The following is an 18,043-nucleotide window of genomic DNA, read 5'->3' as shown; positions in this document are numbered from 1 at the left end:
AAAATTAAGAAAACATGGTCACGGTTTGCTTAGTCATTTATATATTATAACTTTATATAATCTATTACCACGCTTTTTAGGACTTTTTGCCTTTCTGTAGCAGATTTTCATCATAGGAGATTTCTCACTCGCCCCGGTGCTCAAGTCTGCCCTTGCTCTATCGAAATGACATTTTTTTTGTTTTTGGGATGCTCCCCCTTTAGGGGGCCGGGGGGCAAACCAATTTGCTTATCAGTAGTTTATATAACATGGCTAAAAAACCGCTGCTTGAATTTACAGATAGAGGGATTTACTGCGCGCAGGGCAAATTTTATATCGATCCATGGAAGCCGGTTGATGATGCTGTAATAACCCACGCCCATGCTGATCATGCTTATTGGGGGCATAAACATTACCTTGCCCATCATCTTTCGCGCGAGGTTTTGTTGTACCGTTTAGGCGAAATCAACCTGCAAACGGTTGAGTATGGTGAAATAGTACACAAGAATGGTGTTACTGTGTCTCTCTTCCCGGCAGGCCACGTGATCGGCTCAGCGCAGATCCGGGTTGAATACAAAAGCGAGGTTTGGGTAGTATCCGGCGATTACAAGGTAGAAGATGATGGGATTTCTACTCCGTTTGAGCCGGTTAAATGCCATCACTTTATTTCAGAGTGTACTTTTGGGATGCCGGTTTACCAATGGAAGCCGCAGGTACAAACTTTCAATGAGATCAATAGCTGGTGGCGTCATAATCTCGATAACGGACTGGCAACAGTAATTGTAGGTTACTCCTTAGGTAAAGCACAACGAATCTTGCAAAACCTCGATTTGTTTAATGGCATAGTTTACACTCATGGTGTTATCGAAAATACCAACGAAGCCTTGCGCCGTAATGGCGTATTGTTAAACCCAACTGAGCGGATAACCCCCGAAAGTTCAAAAGAAGAGGTGCGCAAAGGCATCATCATAGCGCCGCCCTCATCAGTAGGTACGCCCTGGATGCGGAAGTTTCAGCCTTATAGTTTTGGTTATTGCTCTGGCTGGATGGCCATCCGTGGCGCCAAACGCCGCCGCGCTGCCGACAGGGGTTTTGTGCTTTCTGACCATGCCGATTGGGATGGCCTTATTAGTGCTATTGATGCTACGGGGTGTGAATGCGTTTACCTTACCCATGGATACACAGCCACGTTTTCGAGATATTTAAATGAGATTGGTTTTAATGCCCGGGAGGTGCATACTTTGTATGGAGGCGAAGAAGACCCCTCCAACCTCCCCGAAGGGGAGGCTCCAAGCGCCGGAGAACCAGAAAAGGAAGTCCTCTCCTTTGGAGAGGATTTAGGTGAGGTTGGAGGGGCCGATTCATGAAAGCCTTCGCCCAACTCTTTCTTTCGCTTGACGAAACCAATAAAACCAACGAAAAGGTTAAAGTATTAAAAGACTATTTTAACACGGTGCCCGATACCGATAAAATGCACATGCTTGCTTTGTTTACCGGTCGCCGGCCAAAACGGCAGATCAACTCAACCTTGGTACGTAACTGGGCTATCGAGGCATCACACATCCCGGCCTGGCTTTTTGAGGAAAGCTATCATGTAGTAGGTGACCTCGCCGAAACTATGGCGCTACTTATGCCTCAAAGTGACGCAAGCAGCAGCAAAACGCTTACCGAATGGATAGCCGAGATTAATGCCCTTAACGATAAAACTGAAGAGCAAAAAAAAGAATGGCTGATGGATTCATGGGCCATGCTGGATAGCCAGGAACGCTTTGTGTTTAATAAACTGCTAACCGGCAGTTTCAGGGTTGGCGTATCACAAAATTTGGTAATCAAGGCGCTGGCGGATATTTCCGGACTCGAACCCGCAGTACTTACCCATCGCATTATGGGGAGCTGGCTGCCCGAAACTTATCAGTTTTCGCAATTGATGGCAGAGCAGGATGCCGAAGCTAATATCTCCCGGCCTTATCCTTTTTTCCTGGCTTATCCTATCCAGGAAACGTCCGAAAAACAAAAAACTCCCGCTGAAGTAGGGATCGCCCTCGGTGATGCATTCGATTGGCAGGCTGAGTGGAAGTGGGATGGGATCCGTGCGCAAATGATAAAGCGCGGCGGCGAGATTTTTATCTGGAGCCGTGGAGAAGATTTGGCTACTGAAAAGTTTCCTGAGCTGCATCTCTTTTTAAATGCCCTGCCCGATGGTACGGTGATTGACGGTGAGATCCTCAGTTTCCAAAATGGCTTGCCTATGCCGTTTAACGTGCTGCAAACGCGTATCGGCAGAAAAAATCTCAGCAAAAAAATTCTGGAAGAAAGCCCGGTAGCCGTTATTGCTTATGATTGCCTGGAACATAAAGGCGAAGATATCCGCTATAAATCCCAAACTGAAAGACGGGAAATTTTGGAACAGTTACAAACAGAGACACGGTATTCCGAAGTGTTCCGTATTTCATCGCTGATTCAGTTTGAAAGCTGGGAGCAGCTTGGAAGTATCAGGGAACAGTCGCGCGCTATGATAGCCGAGGGGATCATGCTGAAACGCAAAAGCGCGGCCTACCAGGTAGGCCGCCGCCGGGGCGATTGGTGGAAATGGAAGATCGATCCGTTATCGGTTGATGCTGTAATGATTTACGCACAAAAAGGTCATGGCCGCCGGGCCGACCTATACACCGATTACACTTTCGCCGTTTGGGATGGCGACAAGCTGGTACCTTTTGCCAAGGCTTATTCGGGGCTTACCGATGCGGAGATCAATAAGGTAGACTATTTTGTAAAACGCAATACCATCGAAAAATTCGGCCCCGTACGTACCGTAAAGCCCGAGCTGGTGTTTGAGATAGGTTTTGAGGGCATCAATAAATCAACCAGGCATAAATCGGGTATAGCATTGCGTTTCCCGCGGATCCTGAGGTGGCGGCATGATAAGCCCAAAGAAGAAGCTGATACACTGGAAAGCTTAAAGGCATTACTAGGCGAATAAACACTATAATTTAATACCTTTGCGGCTTCAATATTAAAAAAACCTAACTATCAATAACTCAATATGATTGTAATCAGCAGTTTTCAGGAGTTTGAACAGCAGGTTGGCAACGACCTTGGCGTATCATCATGGCACACCATTACGCAGGAGCAGATCAACAAATTTGCCGATGCAACCCTCGATCATCAATGGATCCATACCGACCCGGAAAGGGCAAAAACTGAAAGCCCATTTAAGTCAACCATTGCACATGGCTACCTTACACTTTCACTTATCCCTCACCTATGGAAAGAGATCGTAAAGATCGAAAACCTGAAAATGGAAATTAATTACGGTATCGAAAACCTTCGTTTTGCACAACCGGTGCTGGTTGATAATGAAGTACGGTTAAAGGTAAAGCTGACCAGCTTGCTTAACCTTCGTGGCACAACGAAATCCACCATGGCCATCGAACTTGAAATAAAAGACCAACGCAAACCGGCTTTCACCGGCGAAGTAGTGTTTTTATATCATTTTATTGGGTAAACCCACACTTAATAATCGCCCGTTATTGCTGTGAGGTACGAAGCGATGACGGGCGATTTAGATTTACAGAGTTACCTGTACAAGCTTTTGCTCTCAATAAATTTCAATACCGGATCTGGTACAAAAAACTGCACGTTCTTTTTTTCGGCTATTGATTTGCGGATAAACGTAGCCGAAAGTTCCATAAGCGGCGTCATGGTGATGGTAACCGAAGGATGATCGGCCAGTTCGGCGTTTTCATACCCGGGGCGCGGGTACACGTAAATGCGGTAATCGCGCAGGATAAGCTTATAGTTTTTCCACTTATGCAGGGAGCCAAGGTTATCCGAACCCATGATGAGGGCAAACTCATGCTCGGGATATTTTTCCTTTAAATGAGTAAGGGTATCAATGGTATACGATGGCTGGGGCAACTTCAGCTCAACATCGCTCACACTAATATTGGTTGCATTATCAGTAGCCAGGCGGGCCATCTCCAATCTGTCATAAGTGTTGATCAGATCGCCATACTTTTTTAACGGATTCTGGGGCGATACAACCAGCCACACCTTATCAAGCGAGGTATGGTTTGCCATATAATTGGCAATAATCAAATGCCCTATATGTATAGGATTAAATGAACCAAACAGTAAGCCTATCTTCATGTTGTGCCCCTAACCCCTAAAGGGGAAATTAAAAGTTTTGTAGATTAAATGCTCCCGGTGTACAAAATGAGTTTTTTGCACTCCCCCTTTAGGGGGCCGGGGGGCTAATAAAGTTACTCACCAATTCCTCAGCCTCTGCGCAAGCAGTTTCAAGATCGTAATTTTTGAGTATAATATCAAATTGCGGAGCGTATTTAAGCTCTTTTTCTGCTTTAGCAAAGCGTTCTTTCAGTTTTTCTTCGCTATCTGTGCCACGGCCGGTCAACCTTTCAATTAAAACCTCAAGCGATGGCGGTTGTACAAATATAGCCAAAGCCTGGGGACCGTATTTGCGTTTAAGGTGAAGGCCACCCTCAACGTCAATATCAAATATTACTGTTTTGCCTTTTGCCCAGATGCGCTCAATTTCAGTACGGAGCGTGCCATAAAAAGTACCGGTATAAACCTCCTCAAATTCAACAAATTGCTTTTTGGCTATGCGGTGCAAAAACTCTTCTTTGCTTATAAAGTAGTAATCTTTTTCATGCACCTCATCGCCGCGGCGCTCACGCGTGGTGGCCGAAATAGAAAATTCAAGATCAGGAATTTTTCCCAGCAAATGATGTACTATTGTGGTTTTACCAGCACCCGACGGAGCCGAAAATATGATGAGTTTACCTTCTTTGGACATTGATCAATGCGTCATTAAGTCATTAAGTCATTGTGTCATTTTTCAAAAACCGCCGGCAAAGCAATCAATGACTTAATGACAAGATGACTCAATGACTATACTATAATACGTTTAACAGTTGTTCTTTAATTTTTTCAAGCTCTTCTTTCATGCCTACTACCAGTTTCTGGATGTTGGCATCATTGGCTTTTGATCCTAATGTATTGATCTCGCGGCCAATCTCTTGCGAAATGAAGCCCAGCTTTTTGCCGTTTGCATCGGCGTTTTTTAATGTTTCGATAAAGTATTCGCAATGCGCTTTTAGCCTTACCTTTTCTTCGGTAATATCAAGCTTATCAATATAATAGATCAGTTCCTGTTCAAACCGGTTTTGATCTATAGCTTCGCGGCTTGCGGCTTCTGCTAAGAATGTATTAAGTCGCTCCCTAATCAAAGGAACACGTTTTGGATCTTCCAGTTCAACAAGCTCCAGGTTTTTTAATATGGTATTGATACGACCTTTGATTTCCTGTTCAATAACATTACCTTCCTGAGCCCTGAAGTCCTGGAAAGCGGCCATCGCCTGCTGAAAAGTTTTTTCAACGGCTTTCCACTCATCTTCGGATATGGTATCTTCTTCGTATTTAACAACTTCGGGTAAGCCCAATGCCAGCTGAAGCAGGTTGCCGGTTGGCTCGCCGAGCTCTTCGCTTACTGATTTTAGCTGGTTGTAATAATGTTTGAGCAGATCTTTATCAATGCCTGCCGCTTTTACTGATTGACTTACCTGCTCGGTATTGATAGATAAATTAACTTTACCGCGTTCGATAAGTTTGCTGCAGTCATTACGCAGCTGAAACTCTTTTTCGGCAAAAATCTTCGGCAAACGAAGTGATAATTCTAAAAATTTGCTGTTCAGGGATTTAACCTCTACGGTGTATTTTGTACTGCCCGAATCAAAACTGGCAATTCCATACCCTGTCATGGATTTTATCATGCGCAAAGATAGCAAATTTAGTTAGAGGTTAGAGATCGGAGATTAGAGGTTAGGTCACTGTTAAATTTCGGATTTGAAATAAATTCAATAGAGAGAATTTATCATTAAAAAAAAGTAAAACTAACCTCCATTCTCTAACCTCCAACCACCAAAGCGAAGCGCTTTAACACTTTTTCACATTTCAAATAAAATACACTTCCTATATTTACGTTCAATTATCACTGATGCGTAACTATTTATACCTGCTTGTAACAGGCGTTCTATGCCTTATAACCGTTCATGTTTCGGCCCAGGAGTTTACGGTAAAAGGGGTTATCTCAAAAAAGGTGACTAATGAGCGTGTAGGACAGGTTTTTGTTAAAGATCTGAATACCAAAACATTGATACTTAGTGATGATGTTGGCTGGTTTAGCATAAAGACCCGTGTTGGCGATACCCTGCTTTTTTCCCGCGATGACTATACCCCTCAAAAAGTAGTGGTACTGAACAATAGCGACATGCCCGTTTACATGCAGCCCATTATAAAACTTGACGAGGTAAAAGTTGTTGGCCAAACCAAACGGCAGGAAATAAACCAGGTATTGAACGATTATAAGAAACAGGGAACTTATTATAATGGCAAGCCGCCGGCGTTATCTTTTTTAAGTAACCCGGTAACCGGTCTTTATGAGCTTTTGGGCACAACCCCCAATCGCGCACGTCGCTTTGCTCAAAACGCCCAAAGCGAATTGGAGCAGGCCGAAATTCACAAACATTACAACATCCCATTTGTGAAACAATATACCGGTCTGGCTACCGATAGCCTTGCCCGTAAATTCATGAATTATTATACGCCTACCTACAAAGATATTAAAGCCTGGACTGATTATGACCTGATAAAGCACACCATACGGGCATATGAATATTATAAAAATAGCAGTGATAAAGAAAAGCTCGAAAAGCTAAACAGTCCAACATTCATCGTGCCCGATTCAACTGTTAAATTGGGTGAAGGGCCGGTAGAACTTAAAAAGGAAAAGAAACTGCCGCTTTAATCGTTAAAATACTTTGAATCAGATGCCCAATGCTTCGCATGCTTTTTCGGCGGCAAGCTTTTCGGCGTTCTTTTTACTGAACTCTTTGCCCGAGCCCATTACTTCACCATCTATATTGGCCTGTACAGTGAAAAGCTTGGTGCTTTCGCCATCCTGATTGGTTACCAGTTCAAAAATAATATCGCGGCCATGTCGCTGGCACCATTCAATAAGCTTGCTTTTGAAGTTAGTTTCCGTTTGCTCAAGCGTATGAATATCAATATGAGGTTTTATGATATGATTGATCAGGAAATTTTTGGTAAAGTCATAGCCTTTATCCAGATAAACTGCGCCAATCAGGGCTTCAAATGCATCGCCAAGCAATGACCCCTGCCTGCTCGAGTTAAGCATACGGTTGTCATACTCAATCAATTTATCAAAGCCAAGTTTTTTTCCGAGTGCGTTAAGGTTTACCCGGCTTACTATTTTTGAGCGTAATTCGGTCAAAAAACCCTCATCTTCATAAGGGTATAATTTAAAAAGTACTTCAGCAACAACACTGCCCAGTACGGCATCGCCCAAAAACTCCAGGCGTTCGTTACTGTTTTTTACCCCCTTCTTGATGTTTTGGGCTACCGATTTATGACGGAAAGCCATGCGGTATAAAGACAAATTGCCCGGCACAAAACCGAGCAAATTCTTTAAAATTTTAACATACTTTCTGTTGGGTGATATATAAAGCTTGTAGAACCGACTTATAGGCATCAAACCACAATTAATCTTCGTACTTTTTAAATATTACAGAAGCGTTGTGTCCGCCAAAACCAAATCCATTGCTTTGCACTATATTAATATCGCGTTTTTGAGCGGTATTGAAAGTGAAATTGATCTTAGGATCAAAAGCCGGATCATCAGTAAAGTGATTAATGGTTGGAGGGATGATACCATTTTTTAATGCCAGTATCGATGCAATAGCTTCAACCGCGCCGGCAGCACCAAGTAAATGGCCTGTCATTGATTTGGTTGAGCTAATGTTGATACGGTAAATATCATCGCCAAACACATCCTGTATTGCTTTAATTTCCTGCGGATCACCGATTGGGGTTGATGTGCCGTGAACGTTCACATAATCAATATCGGCAGGGCTAAGGTTAGCATCTTCGAGGGCTGCGCGCATTACAAATGCGGCACCTAAGCCATCGGGATGAGGTGCTGTCATGTGATAGGCATCGGCGCTCATGCCGCCACCCACCATTTCGGCGTATATTTTAGCGCCGCGGGCTTTTGCATGCTCTAACTCCTCTAAAATAATAGTACCTGCTCCTTCACCGGCCACAAAACCATCCCTATCCAGATCAAACGGACGTGATGCCGTTGCCGGATCATCGTTTCGGGTTGATAATGCGTGCATGGCGTTAAAACCACCTATGCCGGCTTCGTTGATAATGGCTTCAGAACCACCGCTGATGAACATGTTAGCTTTACCCAAACGGATGTAGTTAAATGAGTCTATCAGGGAATTATTTGATGAAGCACATGCCGAAACAGTAGTGAAGTTGGGGCCGCGCAAACCATATTTAATAGATATATGGCCGGGGGCTATATCAGCAATCATTTTAGGGATGAAGAACGGGTTAAAACGCGGAGAGCCATCACCTTTGGCAAAGGCCGTCACCTCGTCGAGGAAAGTTTTTAAACCTCCAATACCCGAGCCCCAGATAACGCCAATACGGCTGGTATCCAGTTTTGAAAAATCTAATCCTGCGTCTTTTACGGCTTCTTCGGTTGAAAATAAGGCGTATTGTACAAAAGGATCCAATTTGCGGGCGTCTTTACGGCCCAAAAAACCATCTGCGTCAAAGTCTTTTACTTCGCACGCGAACTTAGTTTTGAATTTTTCGGTATCAAAACTTTTGATCAAGGCAGCGCCACTTACTCCATTGATCAGTCCGTTCCAATAATCTGAAACAGTGTTACCAATAGGAGTAAGTGCTCCAAGCCCGGTTACTACAACTCTTTTAAACTCCATTTAATCCAGTTAAGGAGTTTTATTTAACGTTTTTTTCAAGGTAAGCAACTGCCTGGCCAACAGTACCAATAGTTTCAGCCTGATCGTCAGGAATAGCCACGTTAAATTCTTTTTCAAACTCCATGATTAATTCCACGGTGTCTAACGAGTCGGCACCAAGATCGTTGGTGAAACTCGCTTCTGGCGTAACTTCACTTTCGTCAACACCCAGTTTTTCTACGATAATAGCTTTTACTCTTGAAGCGATATCAGACATAGTCTTTATAGTTTAATGATTAATAAAAATTCAGTGCAAAGAAAAATAAATTCTGTCAATAAACAAATCTAAAACTTTTACAATATAAATCTCTAAACAAAATTTTATTGAAACGGTTTGTATTAGTAATTTTGACGGCGTAAAAGTAATGATTTTGAACAGGAAATTTTTAAAGTTTGAGATCGATTTTGATTTTGTGCTCATTGCAGTAACAAGCTCACTTAAAGATTACCGGGTTTGTTTTCTTATAAACAAGTACTTGAATTTTAATTTCGTAAAAACCGATGACCTGGAAGTAGATATTTACCCCGGGAGCGAACCTGTTTTGTTTTCATTATACCGTTACAGCTGGGAAACCACCGAAACAGACTTCTTCTTTATAGGCAATAAAGGTTCAGATGGCTACCTGGTGCCTGAAATAAAAAGTGCCGACTATTTTTTAATGATCCGTAACTATATAGATGATAATGAGCTTGATACGATCATTTCATCGCTTAATAAAATACCAGAGATAGTTGCAGCTGTAAAGATTGACCCAAAAAAAATAAAATCACGGGAAAATCTTTTATTTTAGCGCCGAATTTAAAAAGATGTTGGTTTTACAATCATTAAATACCCTCCAGTTTTAACCCGAATAATATGGAACTATACTATAATCGTACAAAAATTGTTGCCACCATGGGGCCGGCATCAGCTAAAAAGGATGTTTTATTAGCGATGATCAAGGCAGGTGTCAACGTTTGCCGTCTTAATTTTTCGCACGGTAAGCCTGAAGATCATAAGGTAGTGATCGATCTTATCCGTGAAATTAACGAGCAATACAAAACCAACGTAGGTATCCTGGCCGATTTACAGGGCCCAAAGATCCGCATCGGACTGGTAAAGGACGGCGGTATTCATTTAGTTAACGGAACGCACATTAAAATTACCACTCACGAGTGCATTGGTAACGATGAGCAGATCTATATTACTTATGATACCTTCCCACAGGACGTGCAGGCAAACGAAATTATTTTGCTTGATGACGGCAAACTGCAGTTAAGGGTTATTGAAACCAACAAAATTGATACAGTTATATGTGAGGTTGTTCACGGCGGTATCTTAACGTCACGCAAGGGGGTTAACCTGCCTAACACCAAAGTGTCTATCCCAAGCTTAACAGAAGAAGATTTGATCAACCTTGAATTTGCCCTTAAACAGGATGTTGAATGGATCGGTCTTTCTTTTGTTCGCACAGGTGAGGATATCATTGACCTGAAACGTATTATAGCACGCAACGGTTCGGCGGCTAAGGTAATTGCCAAAGTTGAAAAGCCGGAAGCTATTGAAAATATTGATGCCATTATTGCTGCTACAGATGGTGTAATGGTTGCCCGTGGTGATCTTGGTGTTGAAATGCCGCTTGAAGAAGTACCGTTACTGCAAAAAATGATTGCCCGTAAATGCCGCGCTGCTTCAAAACCGGTTATCGTAGCTACCCAGATGCTGGAATCAATGATCACCACACCTCGCCCTACCCGTGCCGAAGTGAATGACGTTGCCAACTCTGTACTTGATGGTGCCGATGCGGTTATGTTAAGCGGCGAAACATCAGTTGGTGAGTTCCCGGTTATTGTTATTGAAACTATGGCCAAAATTGTACGCAATGTTGAAGAATTAGGCTATCCGTTTAACGCCCCAAAGCAAGCGACAGTTAAAGACCCTTCTTCTCCGGATTTCCTGATCAATGCACTTTGCGAATCTGCCGTACATATTGCTGAGCAAAGCAATGCGGTAGGTATCGTTTCCATGACTACTTCAGGTTATACTGCATTTGAAATATCAAGCCACAGGCCTAAAGCCAGTACATATATCTTTACATCAAACAAGCAGCTATTGAATGCACTTAGTCTTGTTTGGGGTGTGAGGGCGTATTATTATGATCAGCTGGAAAGCACAGATCAAACCATTGCTGATGTTAATGACACTCTTAAAGCCGAAGGTCTGATTAAAACGGGCGACGTAGTTGTTAACACTGCTTCTACCCCTATAATTAAACAGGGTAAAACCAATACGCTTAAATTAAGCGTTGTGGAATAAGGTTATTTAAAATCTTACTTTTAATGAAGAAGGCTCGCCGGGATAACTGGCGGGCTTTTTTGTTGGCGGTATATGCAGGTATCAATGGAATAGCGAGTTCCGCCCTATGGGATATAAGATGAGGTCCCTTCATAAAAAACAATGCCGGCTACCCGAGGGTAAACCGGCAAAGCACAATTAAAATCAGGCATAATTCAGGTTTAAGTTGAAAGGCTGATTTCTCTTGCTATCCTAAAAAATAAAAGGTAGATGCTTAAATAAATTTATCCGCGTTTATAAAACCTGTTTGAGCACCTGCTGCAGCGATAGCGTTTTACTGCAAGCCGGGGAAGCAACAGTTTAACAATAGCACCTCTTTTTATCCGATCGCAAAATTTGTTTTTGCATCTCGGGCATATTGCATCAGGCGCTTTGCCGATAGTTGGTATTGTATCGGTTTGGCTGTTAAGGGTACGGAGGTTATCCTCATTAAAAGTCACGGTCATTATATTAGGGGGTGATTGTATCTCACAAAGCTGCCTAAAAGCGATATAATAAAACTGCCATTTAGCTTTATAAAACCGCCATTTGCTTAAAAAAAGCCTCCTGTCAGTTAAACATTTCTGAAAATTAAAAAGACAATGATAGCCGGCCGGATTGTTTAAAGTAGCTCGTTAACGTCGCGGCCATAATGTTCCTTAAACAATTTGCCAAAGTATGCAGGTGTATCAAACCCCGCGGCATATGATATTTCGGCAATGGTGCGGTACTTCCCGCTTTCGATAGCTTCACGTGCTATTTGTAATTTAATGGCGCGGATGTATTTATTAGGCGTAAGTCCGGTAATTGATTTTATGCGGCGAAACAATTGCCGCTCACTGATTGCCAGTTCATAGCTCAGTGCGGCAAGGGTAAGATCGGTTTTGCCGGTATGTTTTCGTACCTGGGCTTCCAATTCCTCAAGCCAGGATAAATCGGCAGGCGAAAGTTTCAAGCCCGGATTTTCTGCCGGTTGTTCAATCTGCTGACCATTGGTTCCTGTAATCAGCTCATCATCATCAGGAATGGTAGCCCCGGAGCGGGCGGCGGCGTTATTAATAAGATTAACAGTGCGTGCAAGCAATTCGCTGCTTAGAAATGGTTTGGTGAGATAATCATCAACACCAATGTGAAGCGCTTTAAGCTTATGCCGTGTATTGGCCAATGCGGTGAGCATGATCACTGGGATGTTGCAGTAAGCCGGGCTTTGCTTCAGGGTTTCAAGCAGGGTAAAGCCATCCATTTCGGGCATCATCACATCTGATATGATCAGGCTGGGCATTACCGGCATATCCTGCAGTTTTTGCAGTGCTGCGCGGCCATTGCCGGCAGTGATGAGTCGATATTGTGGCCGTAAAATATCTGCAATATAAGCAGCCATTTCATGATGGTCTTCAACCAGCATAATAAGTTCCCCGTTAGTGTCTTTCCCCACGGTTTTACTATTCGAAACAATTACGGCTTCTGTTCCGGACATTTCAGTTGCCGGCTTTTCAGTTGCCTTAAGCGGGATAACTATCTTAAAAAACACACCCTTTCCCCAATTATTATCAACCGCAATATGCCCGCCCATCAGTTCTGTAAGTTCACGCGCTATAGCAAGGCCTATGCCTGTGCCGCCTTCTAAGAGCGCGTTATTACCCCTGCCCTGGTAATAACGGTCAAAAATATTGGGCAGATCATCCGGATGAATCCCCACACCGGTATTGGCTACTCCAAACTCAATCATTTCCTGCCTTATATCAGCAGTAATGGTTATAGTACCTGCATAAGGCGTAAACTTAATGGCATTACTGATGAGGTTATTGGCTATTTTTTCAAACTTTTCCTGATCGAGCAAAACAAAAAGCGCCGGATCAATAGAGTTGAGCAATCTGTAATCGATTTGTTTATATTCAGCGGCCGATACAAAACCCTGGTATAGTATCTTCACAAATGATAATAATGCAACGGGCTTGGGTTGTAATGCTAATTTCCCTGCTTCCAACTTGCCAAGATCAAGCAATTCGTTGGTCATATTGAGTAGCTTTTTGCTATTGCGTAATATCGAATGCAGCATGTTACGCTGTTCATCTTCATAATTAGTAAAAGCCAGGAGCTGAACCGCCGGCCCCATGATGAGCGTTAATGGAGTGCGTAATTCATGACTTATGTTTGCAAAAAAGCGTGTTTTCATAGCATCCATTTTTTCCAGCTGACTATGTTCTTCGGCCAGTAAGGCCGTCTCTCTTTTCTTTTTAAGAATAAACCAACGATAACTGATAATGGAGGCCATTATTATAAACAGCGCAAGCACAATTAAAAAATTCCGTTGTACCTCCACCAGCTTAGTTTCACCGGCGGCGATTAATAATCGTTTATCGGCCTGGTATTTTTTATCCAGTTCGGAAGCATCCCTTGCTTTATCGAGCTGGTTGATGCTGTCATTAAGCCGCCGGTACAGATAACTATACTTAAAAGCGTTTTTATAATCACCAATACCTTCATATGCATCGGTTAAATGATTATAGATGTTTTTTTGTACGGTGATGTTACTTTGTGATTCGGGTTGGAGGCTAACGGCCATTTCACCGAATCGTGCGGCCTTTTTAAACTCCTTATGATCAACATACATGGTCATAAGTTCATTAAGGTTATGCTTTTCGAGCGTTTTGAAATCGCCTTTGCGGGATAATTCCAGTGATTTCATCAGGATCTCCTCTGCCTTTTTATCCTGGTTGGTCATGAGGTAAAGCCGGCCCAGATTGCCCTGGTAACGTGCTATGCTAAAATCTGAAAGAAAATGAGCATACTTTTTATCAAGTACCTGTTCCATTAGCAGGGTAGCTTTTACCAGGTTACCCGGCGACGATATACTCCGTTCGGAAAGGATGTTGGATAGGTTACTCAGCGCAAAAATATAAGAAGCTGTATCTTTTATGATCAATGCATCTTTTGAAGCTTGCTCAGCATAAGGCAGGGCTTGTTTAGGGTTACCTATAGATCGATAAATATCGGCAATACAAGCTCGACAGTCTATACTCAAGCTTTTCCATCCCCGATTATCGCACTCTTTTAGTATTTTAAAGGCAACATTTAAGGCTTCAACCGTTTTGGCCTCGCGACTGAGCATGTAGGCTACCGTTATTGGTGCTTTTTCATAAGTAAGTGAATCGGCCGGGGTTGTCAATTTGGTAGCTTCACGGCCAAACGTTAAAGCATCATGTTCATTACCTATGCCATAAGCCTGGTAAGCCCGGGCCAGCAATACCCGCGCTTCAAATGGTTTATTGTTGTTTTTCCTGGCCGAATCGATCAGCTTTTTTGTAAGCACAGCTGCCGAATCCGGACTTTTCATGCTGCGGAGCATTTTTAATACAGGTTCTTTAGCGGGCCGGGATTGACTTTGAGCCAGTGCAGCAAAGCTGCATAAAATGATAACACAAAAAGGGATGATCCTTCGGAAAAGATGAATAGGGTAAATTGTAATAGGGACCATGATATTGAAGCCCAAATTACAATTTTATCAGCGGCCGGAATTACCCTAATTTGAAATAAATCTCCTTATAAACAATTTTTATTCAAGGTTTTTTCAGCTTACCCGTTTTAAATCAATAGTTAAAACTGCCAATTTTGCTGTTAATATTACACCATTAAAGCTATGCCAGCTTAAGCTATAATTGATTACTTTAGCAGCTGATATCGTTATAAAATTGACCATGAAACACTACGGGCTAATTGGTTTTCCGCTTTCTCATTCATTTTCAAAAAAGTTTTTTACCGAAAAATTCAAAAACGAAGGGATTACAGATGCACGCTATGATCTTTACCCTATTGAGCATATCAAGGACCTGCAGGACCTGCTTGATGAGCATCCGGATATTTGCGGTCTTAATGTAACCATTCCTCATAAAATAAACGTGCTGCCTTTTTTAGATTGGATAGAGCATGACGCCCGTACAGCCGGCGCCGTAAACTGTATCAGGGTGACTGCCGAAAGCCCGATTGAAGCCGCATTTTCGGGCGAGATAGGGGTTAAAGACCATGATTTCAGACTGGAAGGCTATAATACCGATATTTATGGGTTTGAGGAATCATTAAAGCCTTTAATTGGCGATGGCAATGATGACGCCCTGGTTTTGGGCGATGGAGGTGCTGCAAAAGCAGTAAAATGTGTACTGGAAAATTTAGGTATCACCTATAAAGTTGTTACCCGCAAGCCAACACACCATGCGGATAATATTCTGTTTAAAGATCTTCAGCCACACCATATCTTACAGCACAAACTTATCATCAATACAACTCCTTTGGGTACCCATCCTAATATTGATGAATGCCCGCCTATACCTTATGATTTTATTGGCGAAAATCATATTTTGTACGACCTGATCTATAATCCCGAAGAAACCCTGTTTTTAAAACACGGCCGCGAGCGCGGTGCTGTTACCAAAAATGGTTACGAAATGCTGGTTTTACAGGCCGAAAAATCATGGGAGATCTGGAACTCAAAGGAGAAACATCCATGAAGTATGTAAGTTTACTGGCAGCAGTGCTATTGTTTTTGTCCGCATGCAGCGGCAATCATGATTACGCGCCCAAGCCCCGCGGCTACTATCACATTGCGTTCCCTAAAAAAGAATACCAGGATTATGCTGCCGGTTGTCCGTATGCTTTTACATATCCCAGGTACGCCTTTATTGAACCAGATAAAAAGCGGGGTGCCAAACCTTGCTGGATAAACATGCAGTTCCCGCGGTTTAATGCCACGCTGCATTTAAGCTATCAGCCCATCACCTCAAAAAAAGAGTTTAACCAACTGGTGGAGGATGCCCGCACCTTCGCCTTTAAGCATACCGTAAAAGCCACATCCATTGACGAAGGCATTATCCATTATGCTGATAAAAAGGTTTATGGCATTTACTATACTATAGACGGCAATGCCGCTTCATCAGCGCAGTTTTTCCTTACGGATAGTGTGCATAATTATATACGGGGAGCGCTATATTTTAACACCGAACCCCGGCTCGACTCCATACAACCTGTGCTTAGTTTTATAAAGCAGGACATGGCGGTGATGATTAAAAGTTTTAAGTGGAAGTAGAGAAGTTAGAAGCAAGACAACAAGATAATAGAAGCAAGACTTTAAGAGCTGGATATTTTAACCATGCAAAATTGCTATATAGGTATTGAAATAGGCGGAACCAAACTGCAAATAGTTTTGGCCGATGATAGTTTTGTTATCAACAGGACATTTCGTTTTGCGGTAGACAGAGTGTTGGCTGCCGCAGGGATCAGGGAGCATATTGCCCAAACCATCACCAATATTTCAAAAGAGTATATCATTAAAGGTATAAGCATCGGTTTTGGCGGACCGGTTGACCGGCAGGCGGGCTGTATTGCTAAGTCGCACCAGTTAAGCGGGTGGGACGGATTTAACATTTCGGGCTGGTTGAAGCAGCAGGTTAATGTACCGGTTATTTTGGAGAATGATGCTAATGCAGCGGCCCTTGGCGAGGCATTAAAAGGGGCCGGGCGTAACTATGAACATGTATTTTATGTAACTCTTGGCAGTGGTGCAGGTGCCGGAATGGTCATTAACGGCCAAATTTATCACGGGACCAAACCTGGAGAAGCTGAGATAGGGCACATCCGCCTTAACCGCGAAGGCCTTACGCTCGAAGATAGCTGCTCGGGCTGGGCGGTTGACAAAAAGATCCGTACAGTAATCGCTCAAAAGCCTGATGGTAAACTGGCCCAACTTTGTGCGGATGTAAATGGAGGCGAGGCCAAAATGTTACTAACTGCTTTGGAACAGGGAGATGCAGATGCACTGAAAATATTGAATGATACCGCTGCCGACCTGGGCTTCGGCCTATCACATGCTGTTCATCTCTTTCATCCGGATATTATAGTGTTAGGCGGAGGCTTATCCTTATTGGGTGAGCCTTTGCGCGTTCGGGTACAAAACGCCATCCGGGCTAATACCATGATCCTGTTTTTGCCCGGGCCAGGGGTAGTAATAGCCGAATTAGGCGAATTGGCAGTGCCCGTTGGGGCAATTGAAAACCTGAGGAGGCATATAGGTTAATTAACCCTTCAAGGTCAGTTTCTCACAATTTCAGAAAATCATTCCACCTGAATAAGCTTGCCTCTATAGTAACCATCCCGACCAGGATGGAAATATGGTTTAGCTATTCCTTAAAACTTATTGTTCTGTTTCCGCCAAATTTACAAACACGCAGATGGATCTGTTGTTAATAACACAGCGGCTTAATAACTGCCATTAATTAATAAACAATGAAACTCATCAAATTCAATAAAATAGGTAATGATATCCGGTTGCATACCGAAAGCCTTGCCCATATGGGGTTTAGGAAGATATTTGAAGGTATCGATCAGCTTAAAATAAAAAACGGCGTTGATAAACTCGGCCTCGAAGGTTTTATTAACCAGTGCGCTTGTCTTGCAGCAGGTTCGGGGGCTATGGCAGGCAGCGGGGGGATGTTTACCCTCGTAGCGGGGATCCCATTTGATTTCATCAATTTGATCACCCAGCAGTTTAGGGCTATTATGGGCATTATGTATTATTACCGGGGCACGTATGATAATGGGTTCGACGATTTTATGTCGTTAGTAGCAACATCGGTAAGGGTGGAAGCCGGCGTGGCTATCACCAAATCCATGATGGAGGGCATTGCCGAAAGGATGCTCATGATATTAGGTACCCGCACTGCCGAACGCCTGGTTCCGGTTGTAGGCGCGGTTATTGGCGGTACGGCAAATTACCTGTTTATTAAACGCATGGCCGAGCAGGTGAAACGGATGCAAAAGGATTTTGTGGTTATTGAAGTAGGATAGGGTACCTAAGCGCAGAGCGGGCATATGGCGTTTAACT

General features: G+C 43.1%; 17 protein-coding genes. 10 read left to right on the top strand and 7 right to left on the bottom strand.

The window, feature by feature from the left end; genetic code table 11:
- Positions 1-248: 248 nt before the first annotated feature.
- The 3 genes from IEX80_RS26335 (at position 249) to IEX80_RS26325 (ending at position 3,484) form a co-directional block, all read left to right on the top strand.
- The gene (locus IEX80_RS26335) at positions 249-1,346 is read left to right on the top strand and encodes a ligase-associated DNA damage response exonuclease (protein ID WP_188834662.1); all 1,098 of its coding nucleotides are present in this window, start codon (positions 249-251) and stop codon (positions 1,344-1,346) included.
- Positions 1,343-2,959, top strand: coding sequence for an ATP-dependent DNA ligase (locus IEX80_RS26330; protein WP_176628821.1), 1,617 nt, complete (start codon positions 1,343-1,345; stop codon positions 2,957-2,959). Before IEX80_RS26335 ends, IEX80_RS26330 begins: the two co-directional genes overlap by 4 nt.
- Before the next feature lie 63 nt (positions 2,960-3,022).
- A complete protein-coding gene (locus tag IEX80_RS26325) occupies positions 3,023-3,484 on the top strand; it encodes a MaoC family dehydratase (protein WP_090534746.1) in 462 nt (153 codons plus the stop codon).
- 71 nt (positions 3,485-3,555) lie between these two features.
- Here the strand turns inward: IEX80_RS26325 and nadD are convergent, their stop codons facing one another.
- The 3 genes from nadD to IEX80_RS26310 form a co-directional block, all read right to left on the bottom strand.
- Positions 3,556-4,128, bottom strand: a complete 573-nt coding sequence (gene nadD / locus IEX80_RS26320) for a nicotinate (nicotinamide) nucleotide adenylyltransferase (RefSeq protein WP_188834661.1) — start codon at positions 4,126-4,128, stop codon at positions 3,556-3,558.
- An 88-nt stretch (positions 4,129-4,216) separates the two neighbouring features.
- Positions 4,217-4,798, bottom strand: coding sequence for a guanylate kinase (gmk, locus tag IEX80_RS26315; protein ID WP_188834660.1), 582 nt, complete (start codon positions 4,796-4,798; stop codon positions 4,217-4,219).
- Positions 4,799-4,898: 100 nt separating this feature from the next.
- Complete coding sequence (locus tag IEX80_RS26310) at positions 4,899-5,774, bottom strand: YicC/YloC family endoribonuclease (RefSeq protein ID WP_229701771.1); 876 nt, start codon at positions 5,772-5,774, stop codon at positions 4,899-4,901.
- Between the two features lie 224 nt (positions 5,775-5,998).
- Between IEX80_RS26310 and IEX80_RS26305 the strand changes: the two genes are divergently transcribed.
- Positions 5,999-6,808, top strand: coding sequence for a hypothetical protein (locus IEX80_RS26305; RefSeq protein WP_090534752.1), 810 nt, complete (start codon positions 5,999-6,001; stop codon positions 6,806-6,808).
- A gap of 18 nt (positions 6,809-6,826) precedes the next feature.
- On the opposite strand, the gene rnc is transcribed toward IEX80_RS26305, so the two are convergent.
- Genes rnc through IEX80_RS26290 form a run of 3 tightly spaced genes read right to left on the bottom strand, consistent with a single transcriptional unit; the run spans position 6,827 to position 9,072 of the window.
- Positions 6,827-7,552 (bottom strand): ribonuclease III, encoded by a 726-nt coding sequence (gene rnc, locus IEX80_RS26300; RefSeq protein WP_090534754.1) that lies wholly within the window; start codon positions 7,550-7,552, stop codon positions 6,827-6,829.
- Between the two features lie 10 nt (positions 7,553-7,562).
- Positions 7,563-8,816 (bottom strand): beta-ketoacyl-ACP synthase II, encoded by a 1,254-nt coding sequence (fabF, locus tag IEX80_RS26295; RefSeq protein WP_090534755.1) that lies wholly within the window; start codon positions 8,814-8,816, stop codon positions 7,563-7,565.
- A 19-nt stretch (positions 8,817-8,835) separates the two neighbouring features.
- Positions 8,836-9,072 (bottom strand): acyl carrier protein, encoded by a 237-nt coding sequence (locus IEX80_RS26290; protein WP_031266521.1) that lies wholly within the window; start codon positions 9,070-9,072, stop codon positions 8,836-8,838.
- A gap of 148 nt (positions 9,073-9,220) precedes the next feature.
- Here IEX80_RS26290 and IEX80_RS26285 point away from each other — a divergent pair, with 148 nt between their 5' ends.
- Both IEX80_RS26285 and pyk read left to right on the top strand, forming a co-directional pair.
- A complete protein-coding gene (locus IEX80_RS26285) occupies positions 9,221-9,646 on the top strand; it encodes an IPExxxVDY family protein (protein WP_229701770.1) in 426 nt (141 codons plus the stop codon).
- Between the two features lie 65 nt (positions 9,647-9,711).
- Complete coding sequence (pyk, locus tag IEX80_RS26280) at positions 9,712-11,151, top strand: pyruvate kinase (RefSeq protein ID WP_112651752.1); 1,440 nt, start codon at positions 9,712-9,714, stop codon at positions 11,149-11,151.
- Between the two features lie 640 nt (positions 11,152-11,791).
- Here pyk and IEX80_RS26275 read toward each other — a convergent pair.
- Positions 11,792-14,506, bottom strand: coding sequence for a hybrid sensor histidine kinase/response regulator transcription factor (locus IEX80_RS26275; RefSeq protein WP_188834659.1), 2,715 nt, complete (start codon positions 14,504-14,506; stop codon positions 11,792-11,794).
- 361 nt (positions 14,507-14,867) lie between these two features.
- On the opposite strand from IEX80_RS26275, the gene IEX80_RS26270 reads away from it, so the two are divergent.
- The 4 genes from IEX80_RS26270 (at position 14,868) to IEX80_RS26255 (ending at position 18,006) form a co-directional block, all read left to right on the top strand.
- Complete coding sequence (locus tag IEX80_RS26270; RefSeq protein WP_091173039.1) at positions 14,868-15,674, top strand: shikimate dehydrogenase family protein; 807 nt, start codon at positions 14,868-14,870, stop codon at positions 15,672-15,674.
- Positions 15,671-16,249, top strand: a complete 579-nt coding sequence (gene gldD, locus IEX80_RS26265) for a gliding motility lipoprotein GldD (protein WP_188834663.1) — start codon at positions 15,671-15,673, stop codon at positions 16,247-16,249. The genes IEX80_RS26270 and gldD overlap by 4 nt, the downstream gene beginning before the upstream one ends.
- Before the next feature lie 63 nt (positions 16,250-16,312).
- Entirely contained in the window at positions 16,313-17,236 is a 924-nt protein-coding gene (locus IEX80_RS26260; RefSeq protein ID WP_176628824.1) for an ROK family protein, read from the top strand.
- A 209-nt stretch (positions 17,237-17,445) separates the two neighbouring features.
- Positions 17,446-18,006 (top strand): hypothetical protein, encoded by a 561-nt coding sequence (locus tag IEX80_RS26255; RefSeq protein WP_090534765.1) that lies wholly within the window; start codon positions 17,446-17,448, stop codon positions 18,004-18,006.
- Positions 18,007-18,043: the final 37 nt, after the last annotated feature.

The sequence above is a fragment of the Mucilaginibacter rubeus genome, assembly GCF_014643835.1.
Classification (GTDB): Bacteria; Bacteroidota; Bacteroidia; order Sphingobacteriales; family Sphingobacteriaceae; genus Mucilaginibacter; species Mucilaginibacter rubeus.
Note: the sequence above shows the minus strand (reverse complement) of the source record. Positions and strands in the feature narration are given on the sequence as shown.

What these genes read in the sequence shown, in the direction of transcription:
- nadD (WP_188834661.1), bottom strand. Translation starts at nt 4,128, where the DNA reads ATGAAGATAGGCTTACTGTTTGGTTCATTTAATCCTATACATATAGGG.
- IEX80_RS26270 (WP_091173039.1), top strand. Translation starts at nt 14,868, where the DNA reads ATGAAACACTACGGGCTAATTGGTTTTCCGCTTTCTCATTCATTTTCA.
- pyk (WP_112651752.1), top strand. Translation starts at nt 9,712, where the DNA reads ATGGAACTATACTATAATCGTACAAAAATTGTTGCCACCATGGGGCCG.
- fabF (WP_090534755.1), bottom strand. Translation starts at nt 8,816, where the DNA reads ATGGAGTTTAAAAGAGTTGTAGTAACCGGGCTTGGAGCACTTACTCCT.
- IEX80_RS26330 (WP_176628821.1), top strand. Translation starts at nt 1,343, where the DNA reads ATGAAAGCCTTCGCCCAACTCTTTCTTTCGCTTGACGAAACCAATAAA.
- IEX80_RS26290 (WP_031266521.1), bottom strand. Translation starts at nt 9,072, where the DNA reads ATGTCTGATATCGCTTCAAGAGTAAAAGCTATTATCGTAGAAAAACTG.
- IEX80_RS26335 (WP_188834662.1), top strand. Translation starts at nt 249, where the DNA reads ATGGCTAAAAAACCGCTGCTTGAATTTACAGATAGAGGGATTTACTGC.
- gmk (WP_188834660.1), bottom strand. Translation starts at nt 4,798, where the DNA reads ATGTCCAAAGAAGGTAAACTCATCATATTTTCGGCTCCGTCGGGTGCT.
- IEX80_RS26310 (WP_229701771.1), bottom strand. Translation starts at nt 5,774, where the DNA reads ATGATAAAATCCATGACAGGGTATGGAATTGCCAGTTTTGATTCGGGC.
- IEX80_RS26275 (WP_188834659.1), bottom strand. Translation starts at nt 14,506, where the DNA reads ATGAAAAGTCCGGATTCGGCAGCTGTGCTTACAAAAAAGCTGATCGAT.
- IEX80_RS26255 (WP_090534765.1), top strand. Translation starts at nt 17,446, where the DNA reads ATGAAACTCATCAAATTCAATAAAATAGGTAATGATATCCGGTTGCAT.
- rnc (WP_090534754.1), bottom strand. Translation starts at nt 7,552, where the DNA reads ATGCCTATAAGTCGGTTCTACAAGCTTTATATATCACCCAACAGAAAG.
- IEX80_RS26260 (WP_176628824.1), top strand. Translation starts at nt 16,313, where the DNA reads ATGCAAAATTGCTATATAGGTATTGAAATAGGCGGAACCAAACTGCAA.
- IEX80_RS26285 (WP_229701770.1), top strand. Translation starts at nt 9,221, where the DNA reads ATGATTTTGAACAGGAAATTTTTAAAGTTTGAGATCGATTTTGATTTT.
- IEX80_RS26305 (WP_090534752.1), top strand. Translation starts at nt 5,999, where the DNA reads ATGCGTAACTATTTATACCTGCTTGTAACAGGCGTTCTATGCCTTATA.
- gldD (WP_188834663.1), top strand. Translation starts at nt 15,671, where the DNA reads ATGAAGTATGTAAGTTTACTGGCAGCAGTGCTATTGTTTTTGTCCGCA.
- IEX80_RS26325 (WP_090534746.1), top strand. Translation starts at nt 3,023, where the DNA reads ATGATTGTAATCAGCAGTTTTCAGGAGTTTGAACAGCAGGTTGGCAAC.